General features: G+C 72.0%; 6 protein-coding genes. 2 read left to right on the forward strand and 4 right to left on the reverse strand.

Annotated features, from left to right (window positions below; all coding sequences use genetic code 11):
- Positions 1-1639: DEAD/DEAH box helicase (locus AC08ON_RS01680; protein WP_476616333.1), on the forward strand; the 1639-nt coding region annotated here is incomplete at its 5' end.
- An 8-nt stretch (positions 1640-1647) separates the two neighbouring features.
- On the opposite strand, the gene AC08ON_RS01685 is transcribed toward AC08ON_RS01680, so the two are convergent.
- The gene (locus AC08ON_RS01685) at positions 1648-2541 is read right to left on the reverse strand and encodes a peptidylprolyl isomerase (protein WP_476606153.1); all 894 of its coding nucleotides are present in this window, start codon (positions 2539-2541) and stop codon (positions 1648-1650) included.
- 221 nt (positions 2542-2762) lie between these two features.
- Here AC08ON_RS01685 and serS point away from each other — a divergent pair, with 221 nt between their 5' ends.
- Positions 2763-4025 (forward strand): serine--tRNA ligase, encoded by a 1263-nt coding sequence (serS, locus tag AC08ON_RS01690; protein ID WP_476606152.1) that lies wholly within the window; start codon positions 2763-2765, stop codon positions 4023-4025.
- On the opposite strand, the gene AC08ON_RS01695 is transcribed toward serS, so the two are convergent.
- The 3 genes from AC08ON_RS01695 to AC08ON_RS01705 form a co-directional block, all read right to left on the reverse strand.
- Positions 3998-5032: a phytoene/squalene synthase family protein gene (locus tag AC08ON_RS01695; RefSeq protein ID WP_476606151.1), complete on the reverse strand. Its 1035-nt coding sequence runs from the start codon at positions 5030-5032 to the stop codon at positions 3998-4000. The two genes, serS and AC08ON_RS01695, sit on opposite strands and share 28 nt — an antisense overlap.
- A gap of 89 nt (positions 5033-5121) precedes the next feature.
- Positions 5122-6081 (reverse strand): VWA domain-containing protein, encoded by a 960-nt coding sequence (locus tag AC08ON_RS01700; RefSeq protein ID WP_476606150.1) that lies wholly within the window; start codon positions 6079-6081, stop codon positions 5122-5124.
- Positions 6078-7115: a DUF58 domain-containing protein gene (locus AC08ON_RS01705; RefSeq protein WP_476606149.1), complete on the reverse strand. Its 1038-nt coding sequence runs from the start codon at positions 7113-7115 to the stop codon at positions 6078-6080. The genes AC08ON_RS01700 and AC08ON_RS01705 overlap by 4 nt, the downstream gene beginning before the upstream one ends.
- Positions 7116-7277: the final 162 nt, after the last annotated feature.

Raw genomic sequence — 7277 nt, forward strand, 5'->3', positions numbered from 1 at the left:
CGGGAAGACGACCTTCGCCCTGCAGGTGGCCGCCGACCTTCTCACTGCTGGCGAGATCAGTCGGATCACCGTCGTCGCACCCACCGAGCACCTCAAACGCCAGTGGGCCGTGGCCGCGGCGGAGGTTGGTATCGACCTCGATCCGGACTTCCGCAACTCGGCCGGGGCGACATCCTCCGACTACACCGGTGTCGCCGTGACCTACGCCCAGGTGGCGGCGCATCCGGCCCTGCACCGCGCCCGGACCGCCGCGCGCCGCACCCTGATCGTCCTGGACGAGATCCACCACGCCGGCGACGCGCTGTCATGGGGTGAGGCGATCCGGGAGGCGTTCACCCCGGCCGCGCGGCGCCTCGCCCTGACTGGTACTCCGTTCCGCTCCGACGTCAACCCGATCCCTTTCGTCACCTACCTGCCGGGCCCCGACGGGGTGATGCGCAGCATCGCGGACTCCTCCTACGGCTATGCCGAGGCGCTGCGCGACGGGGTCGTCCGCCCGGTGCTCTTCCTCGCCTACTCGGGCGAGATGACCTGGCGGACCAGTGCCGGCGCGGAACTGAGCGCCCGGCTCGGGGAGCCGCTCACCAACGAGCAGACCGCCGCCGCGTGGCGCACTGCGCTCGACCCGGGCGGGGACTGGATGCCGGCGGTGCTCGCCTCCGCCGACACCCGGCTGTCCCAGGTGCGGGCCGGCGGCATGCCCGACGCGGGCGGGCTGGTCATCGCCACGGATCACGCGGCCGCGCGCGCCTACGCCGCGCTGCTCACCCGGATCACCGGCACCTCGCCCGTGCTGATCCTCTCCGACGATCCGACCGCGTCGACCAAGATCGACAACTTTCGCCGGTCGGCCGACCGGTGGATGGTGGCGGTACGGATGGTCAGTGAGGGCGTGGACGTGCCTCGCCTGGCGGTCGGGGTCTATGCGACCTCGGCGTCAACCCCGCTGTTCTTCGCCCAGGCCGTCGGGCGGTTCGTTCGGGGCCGCGGTCGCGGGGAGACGGCATCGGTCTTCCTCCCGAGCGTGCCGTCCCTGCTGGCGCTGGCTGGCGAGATGGAGGTCCAGCGGGACCACGCCCTGGAGAAGTCCCCGCGCGATCCGGACGCCTTCGACGACGACGCGCTGCGGGACGCCAACCGGCGCAAGGATATCCCCGACAAACCGGACACCTTGTTCACGGCGTTGGGATCCTCGGCCCATCTCGACCGAGTGATCTTCGATGGCGGTGAGTTCGGCACTCCGGCGGCCCCCGGGTCCATCGAGGAGGAGGACTTCCTGGGCCTGCCGGGCCTGCTGGAGCCCGATCAGGTCGCGGTTCTGCTGCGCCAGCGGGAGGCCGCCCAGCAGGCCGCCACGCGCCGTGCCGCCGCCCGTGCCGCGGATTCGCCGGCCGTCCCGCTGGCCCGCGAGGGCGTGCAGCCGGCGGCCGAGGCGGCCACCCGGCCCGTGCACGAGGTGATCGGCGAGCTGCGCAAGGAGCTGAACCGGCTTGTCGGCGCACACTTCCACCGCACGGGCAAACCGCACGGGATGATCCACGCCGAGCTGCGCCGGACCTGTGGCGGTCCGCCGAGCGGCCAGGCCACCGCAGCGCAGCTCCAAGCCCGCATCGACACCATCCGTCGCTGGGCCGGTTGACCGGCGGGTCAGCTGCCCTGGGTGATCGTGATCGAAAGAATCTTCGGTTTGCTCGCCGGGGCACCGTCGGAGCCGCCGCCCTCGACGCCGGGCCCGGTGAGCTTGTCGAGCACGCCGAGTCCCTTGGTGATCTTCCCGAAGACGGTGTAATTGCCGGCGAGCGCCGCCGCGCCCTGCGGGGTCGGGTTCTGGTAGTTGATGAAGAACTGACTGCCGTTGCTGTCCGGCAGTTGGCTGTGCGCCATCGCCAGCACGCCTCGGTCGTAGGTCACGCCCTGGGTGTTCTCGTTGGCGTACCCGTACCCCGGGCCGCCGTTGCCGGTTCCGGTGGGATCGCCGCACTGCAGGACTGAGATGCCTGCGTCGGATCCCCCGGTCTGGCGGTGGCACGCGGTGCCGTCGAAGTACCTGGCGTCGGCGAGCGTGCGCAGGGCGTGCACCGTGCATGGTGCCTTCTGGGCGTCCAAGGCGGCCGTGATGGTGCCGGCGTCGGTGATGATCACCATTGTCGCCGGGGACGTGCCGACGGTGGCCGCAGCCGCCGGCAGGGTGGCGCCGCGGGCCGGGGCCTCCCCGTTGGAGGTGTAGGTGCACTGCCCGACCTTGCTGCTCTGACGGGGGGCGGCCGATGGTGCCGGCTTGGTCGCGGTGGGTGCAGTCGCGGTGGGTGCAGTCACAGTGGGTGTCGTCGCGGCACCGGCGGCGGCCACGTCGGGCTGGTCGTCCTTGCCGGTGAGCAGGATCGCGGCGATCGTCGATGCCGCGACGACGATCGCGATGAATCCGGCGACGATCGCAAGCCGCTGCTGACGGCGGCGATGGGCGAGCCGGCGCCGCTGCGCCTGCCGGGCCGCCCGGGCCTCGGCGAGCTTGCGTTGACGTCGCTCCTTCGAACTGGCCACCGTCGCCGGCCTCCCTCGCTTCTGATGTGGTCTGCTGGTTCTGGTGTGGTCTGGTTCTGGTGTGGTCTGTGCACCGTAACCGGTGAGCGGCGGATCGCCCCGCATGGTGCCTGCCGGGGCGGGTGCCCGCCGGGCCGGGAGCGGACCGGTGCGCGGGCCGGACGGCTGGTAGCGTTACCGCAAAGCACAATGCGGTACCGATCAGAGGCTGACGCGATTCCATGCTCGATAAGCGCTTTATCCGGGAGAATCCGCAGGCCGTGAAAGACGCGGTCGCGGCCAAAGGCATTGATCTGGATGTCGATGAACTGCTGCAGCTCGACCGGGACAATCGCAAACTGCAGTTCGAGGTGGACGAGGCGCAGGCTCGGCGTAAGAGCTTCGCGAAGCAGTTCGCCGGGGCCGACGCAGCCCGGCGGGCCGAGCTGCGGGCCGAGCACGAGGCGTTCGACCGCCAGCTGAAGGACCTGCGCGAGCAGCTGGCCCGGACCGGGGGCCGGCTGTCCGAGCTGATGCTGCTGGTACCGGGCATCCCGTGGTCGGGTGCGCCGGTGGGAGCCGACGAGTCGGCCAACGTGGTGTTGCGGACCGTCGGCGAGCCGCCGGAGTTCGACTTCACCCCGCTCGACCACACGGCATTGGCCGAGAAACGAGGGTGGGCGGAGTTCGCCCGGGCCCGGCGGGTTGCGGGGGAGCGGGCGTACGCCCTCGCCGGTGACATGGTCATGCTGGAGCGCGCGGTGCATTCCTATGCGCTCGATCTGCTGCGCGGGCTGGACTTCACCCCCGTGTCGGTGCCCGCCCTGGTCCGGGAGGAGCCGCTCGTCGGCACCGGGATGCTACCCAAGGCCCGCGAGGAGATCTATGCGATCCCCGCCGACGACCTTTACCTGGCGGGGACTGCCGAGGTGGCTCTTGTCGGCCTGCATGCCGGGGAGATTCTCGATGTGGGCCGCCTGCCGATCCGCTACGCCGGCATCTCGCCGTGCTTTCGCCGGGAGATCGGCAGCGCCAGCCGGGACGTCCGCGGTCTGCTGCGCGTCCACCAGTTCGAGAAGGTCGAACAGTTTGTGCTGTGCGCCGCTGACGAGGCCGAGTCGGCCCGCTGGCATGCCGAGTTGCTGGCCACTGCCGAGCGGATCCTGTCCGACCTCGGGCTGTGTTACGAGGTCGTCGAATGCGCCACCGGGGACATGGGCGTCGGCAAGTTCCGGATGAACGACATCAACACCTGGTTCCCCTCGCTCGGTCGATTCCGCGAGACGCACAGCTGCTCGACGCTGCACGACTGGCAGGCGCGCCGGGCGAACCTGCGCTACCGCGACACCGACGGCACCGTGCGTTTCGCGCACACGCTCAACAACACCGCCGTAGCGACCCCACGGCTGCTGGCGGCGTTGCTGGAGAACTTCCAGACCGCCGACGGCGAGGTACGCGTTCCCAAAGTGCTGCGGCCCTACCTGGGGGGCCGTGAGCTGATCTGAGGCATCCCGTGGCCCTGGCCGTGACGCGCCCGGACGGCCCGGACCAGGGCGGGTCCGGCGACCGCCAGCCGGCGTGGGAGCCCGACTGACACGCGGCGTTCGAGCACCCGGTAGTCGGCGCGCTCGACCTCGTCGAGGATGCCCCGGTAGAGGACGAACGCCGTCCGCAGGCAGTCGCGTGAGGTTGGGTGCAGCAGGCGGATGCCGGGCTCGGCGGCGCGGAACAGCTCCCGCGCCCGGCTGATCTCGAAGGCCAGCAGGCGGCGGACCGGCCCGTCAACGACGCCGGCGGCCAGCTGCTCCCGGGTGACCCCGAACAGGTCCAGCGAAGCCCGGGGCAGATAGACGCGGCCGCGCCGCAGATCCTCGCCGACGTCGCGGATGAAGTTGGCGAGCTGGAAGGCCATCCCCAGGTCGCGGGCATAGGGCAGGGCGCTGTCGTCCACTGGCTCGAGGATCGGCACCATCTGCAGGCCGATCACCGCGGCCGATCCGTGCATGTAGACGGTCAGCTCGTCCCAGGTCGCGTACTCCGTCACGGTGAGGTCCATCGCCATCGAGGCCAGGAACGCCGCGAAATGGTCCGAATCGATCTTGAAGCGGTGAATGGTGTCGACCACCGCGGGCAGCACCGAGACCTCCGCGCGGTGCCGGTCCCTCCCGGTGCCGGGCATCTCGGTGCCGGCCATCTCGGTGCCGACGTCAACGGCGGGTGTCCCCGCCCGTAGCGCCGCAAGGAACCGGCCGCCCCACTCGTGCAGCCAGCGCGCCCGCTCGGCCTCGGTCAGCGTGGAGTCGAGATCGTCGACGATCTCGTCCGCGTAGCGGGCGAAGCCGTACAGCGCGTGGACGTGGGGCCGCTTCCACCCTGGCAGCAGCAGGGTGGCCAGGTAGTACGTGCGGCCGTGGGCGGCATTGAGCGCCCGGGCCCGCGCGTAGGAGGAACGTAGTCGAGGATCGATGATTCCGGCCGCGTCGAGCTCCCCCACGTTAGTCAGCGTAGCCACCCAGCGAGGCGGATAGCGACGGCTCCCGCCCGATCGGGGTCGGCCTGCCCCGGTGAGTCCGGTTGACCCCTTCATCGGCGTCGATCCCCTCAGGGAAGCCGGGACGCGAACGCCAGGGACGTCGCCGCCGCGGCGAATCCCAGCCCCAGGGACAGCCCGAGGAACCAGGTGGTGACCTCCCGGTATTCGGTCCGGTAGCCGATCGAGCTACCGAGCCCCCAGTAGACCGAACGCAGTTCGTCGCCGGAGGTGGCCCGATGGTACGAGCCGCCGGTCTGCTCCGCGATGTCACGGAGCGCCTGTTCGTTGACCGGCACCGGCACCTCCTGACCGCCGACGTCGAGCGTTCCGTCGGCGGTGCCGTAGGCGATGGTGTCCACCGGGATACGGGCTTGCCGCGCCGCCTCGATCGCCTGGTTGTTCGGCCGCCCACGGGTGGTCTCCCCGTCGGAGAGCAGCACGATGGCGGCCGGAGGCGCGCTCTGCCCCGTGCCGGAGAACCGTTTGCCGGCGGTGGTGATCGCCTGGAGCGAGGCGAAGATTCCTTCGCCGACGGCGGTCGCGGGACCGAGCTGCAGGCCGCGGATGCCGGCGCGGACCGACTCGCGATCGGCGGACGCGGGTACCAGGACCGTCGCGCTGCCGGCGAACGAGACCAGCCCGAGGTTGATACGGGGAGGGAGCTGGTCGACGAATGCCGAGGCGCCCTGCTTGGCGGCCGCCAGCCGGGTCGGGGCGATGTCCGTGGCCGCCATCGAGTTGGAGACGTCGATCGCCAGGATGATCGTCGCGCGTTCCCGGGGAACCCGCTCGGCCCGCGCCGGTCGCGCCAGGGAGAACACCAACCCGGCGAGGGCGAGCAGCAGCAGCGCCGCCGGGACGTGACGGCGCCACCACTGCGGTCGGCGGGGAAGCACCGAGGACAGCAGCGACGTCGACGACAGCCGGGCGGCATACACCCGCCGCCGCGCCGAGACCACGACATAGGAGATCAGCAACGCGCCGACCCCCAGGTACAGCCACAGCCAGTGCCCGGCCAGGAAGCTCACCGGCTGCCTGCCCGACTGGTGGCGGGCGCCGCCGTGCCACCCTGGTCGGTCCGACCCACGGGCGGGCGGCGGCCGGCTCCCCGGCCGCGCCGGTTCGCCGAGGCGAACCGGACGATGTCGACCAGCCAGTCCGAGTCGGTGCGCAGGACCAGATGGTCGGCGCCGACCCGGCGCAACGCCAGCGAGACCGCGCTGCGGTGGGCGACGGCGGCCGCGGCGTAACGTTCCCGCAACCGCCGCGACGACGTCGGGACCTCGACGAACGCCCCCGTCTCGGCGTCGACGACGGGCAGCAGCCCGACCGGCGGCAGGGTCAGCTCGAGCGGGTCGACGATCTCGATGGCGAGCACCTGATGCCGCGCCGCGAGCACCCGCAGCGGCCGTTCCCAGCGCAGGTCGGTGGACAGGAAGTCGGAGACGACGACCGCGAGCCCCCGGCGGCGCGGCGGGCGCAGCAGGCCCTCCACCGCCGCGGCGAGGTCGGTGGCCGCCGCCGGATCGGGCCGGCGGCGGGGCCGGTCGTGCGCGCCGCGAGGCGCGGTGATGAGCGTGTGCAGCAGCGCCCGCAGCCCGTCCCGGCCGGGCCGGGCCGGGATCGCCCGTGGACCGGTCTGGGTCAGCGCGATCGCGCCCATCCGGTTGCCGGTGCGGGCGGTCAGGAAGCCGACCGCGGCCGTGGCGGCAATCGCCAGATCACGCTTCTGCCAGGTACCGGTGCCGAACTCGGTGCTGGCGGTGAGGTCCACCAGCGCCCAGGTCTCGAGCTCCCGGTCGGCGATGAGATCGTGGACGTGGGGGACGGTGGTCCGGGCCGTGACGGCCCAGTCCATCCGGCGCACGTCGTCACCGACGGCGTACTCGCGGCTCTCGGCCTTCTCGCTGCCCTGACCGGGCAGCAGCCCGAGATGATCGCCGAGGAGCATGCCGTCGAGACGGCGGAGCACGGTCAGTTCGAGCCGGCGCAGGGTCCGCTCCACCGCCGGATCGGTCGCCGACACGGAGCCGGCCCGGAGCCGGTCCGCGGGGTCCGTCATCCGGACGCACCCTGGTCGAGGTATTCCGGGAAGCCCGAACGCGGGTTCGTCCCCCACCCGCCGGCATGCGGACCGGTGGGGTAATGGGGGCCCTGCTGGCGGGGCGCCACCTGAGGCTGCGGGACCACGCCCAGGATCCGGGCGGCGATCGCGTCCGCGGTC

The organism is Frankia sp. CoWAU3 (assembly GCF_977971855.1).